The 1,340-nt window shown below is 60.1% G+C and carries 1 protein-coding gene and 1 pseudogene; both read right to left on the bottom strand.

Going from position 1 to position 1,340, the window contains the following annotated elements:
• Positions 1 to 236, bottom strand: a pseudogene (locus EN750_RS34545) (D-alanine--D-alanine ligase); the annotation flags it as partial.
• Positions 237 to 549: 313 nt separating this feature from the next.
• Positions 550 to 1,340, bottom strand: a 791-nt coding sequence (gene murB, locus EN750_RS34540) for a UDP-N-acetylmuramate dehydrogenase (RefSeq protein ID WP_127399294.1), incomplete at its 5' end; no start/stop codon positions are given.

The following is a 1,340-nucleotide window of genomic DNA, read 5'->3' as shown; positions in this document are numbered from 1 at the left end:
TATTCAAGGATGCCCTGAATGGTGCCGTCCTCGCCAAAAGGGCCGTGCAGCGCATTGAAGGCGACATCGGGCTTGAGCTCGGCAAGCACGGAGCCGACATCGCGCCCGACATCGACACGGGTGACCTGGTAGCCTTCCTTCTCGAGTTCATCGGCACAAGCCTTTCCCGACGATAGAGACACGGGCCGCTCGGACGAAAAACCACCCAGCAGGACGGCCACATGCTTGTTTTTCATTCCCCGGCATCCCCTCTCTCACGGCGGACCAAAACCAGATTTTCCGCAACATTGAGTCAGAGTCTCCCGGCAGGTTGCCCCCCAGACGGAAAACGCTGAAAACGCGTCGAACGACTCAAATCAGGAAACGCTTTCGAGCAGAGAATCAGAGAGTTGATTCACTGGCAAGTGCTTACGATTCCGAGAGATTCACTTTCTGAGAAAATGGATGCGAAAAGCGTGTCGTTGAGTCTTTGCGGCAACGGTCGCGGACCGTGTCGGCCGTGTTAAAGTTCATGCATCACATGAACTTCAACACGCGCCACGCTGCGCTTTAAAGAAGCTGTCCCAAAAACTCCTGAACCGCATGTCCCGGCCGGAAATTGCCGATGCGCTTGATTTCCCATTGCAGCCGGATACCGGAATTCTCCAGCACCCGCGTGCGCACCGTCTCGCCGAGATATTCTAGGTCGTAGCCGGTCGCGGTTCCCGTGTTGATCATGAAGTTGCAATGCATCGGCGACATCTGGGCGCCGCCGATCATCAGGCCGCGGCAGCCCGCTCTGTCGATCTCCTTCCAGGCCGACGTGCCTTCCGGATTCTTGAAGGTCGAGCCGCCGGTCTTCTCGCGGATCGGCTGCACGGTCTCGCGATGGTTCTGCACGGCCTCCATCGCAGCCTTGATCACCGTTTTGTCCTCGGCAAAGCCTTCGAACACGGCCGAGGTGAAAATCAGCCCGGCAGGCGCCGCTGAATGGCGATAGGCGTAGCCCATATCGGCATTGCTCAGCGTCTGCACATTGCCCTTGCGGTCGAGCGCTCGCACTTCGACGACCCGCTCGCGCGTCTCGACGCCGTTGGCGCCTGCGTTCATCCGCAGCGCACCGCCGATTGCACCCGGAATGCCGTGGTAGAAATGAAAGCCGCCAATGCCGGCCTCGAGCGCCACCGCTGCGACGCGCTTATCGGGGGTCGCGGCTCCCGCCTTGATCCTGATCGGCGAAATCACCTCGGCCTCGCCGAAGCCCTTGGCCGAAAGGCGGATGACAAAGCCCTCGATGCCGCCGTCGCGGACCAGAAGGTTCGAGCCGACGCCGACGACGGTCAGTGGTATCTCTTCAGGAA

It is taken from the genome of Mesorhizobium sp. M7A.F.Ca.ET.027.03.2.1, assembly GCF_003999175.1.
Classification (GTDB): domain Bacteria; phylum Pseudomonadota; class Alphaproteobacteria; order Rhizobiales; family Rhizobiaceae; genus Mesorhizobium.
The sequence above is the reverse complement of the archived record's forward strand: the minus strand, read 5'-3'. Positions and strand labels throughout refer to the sequence as shown.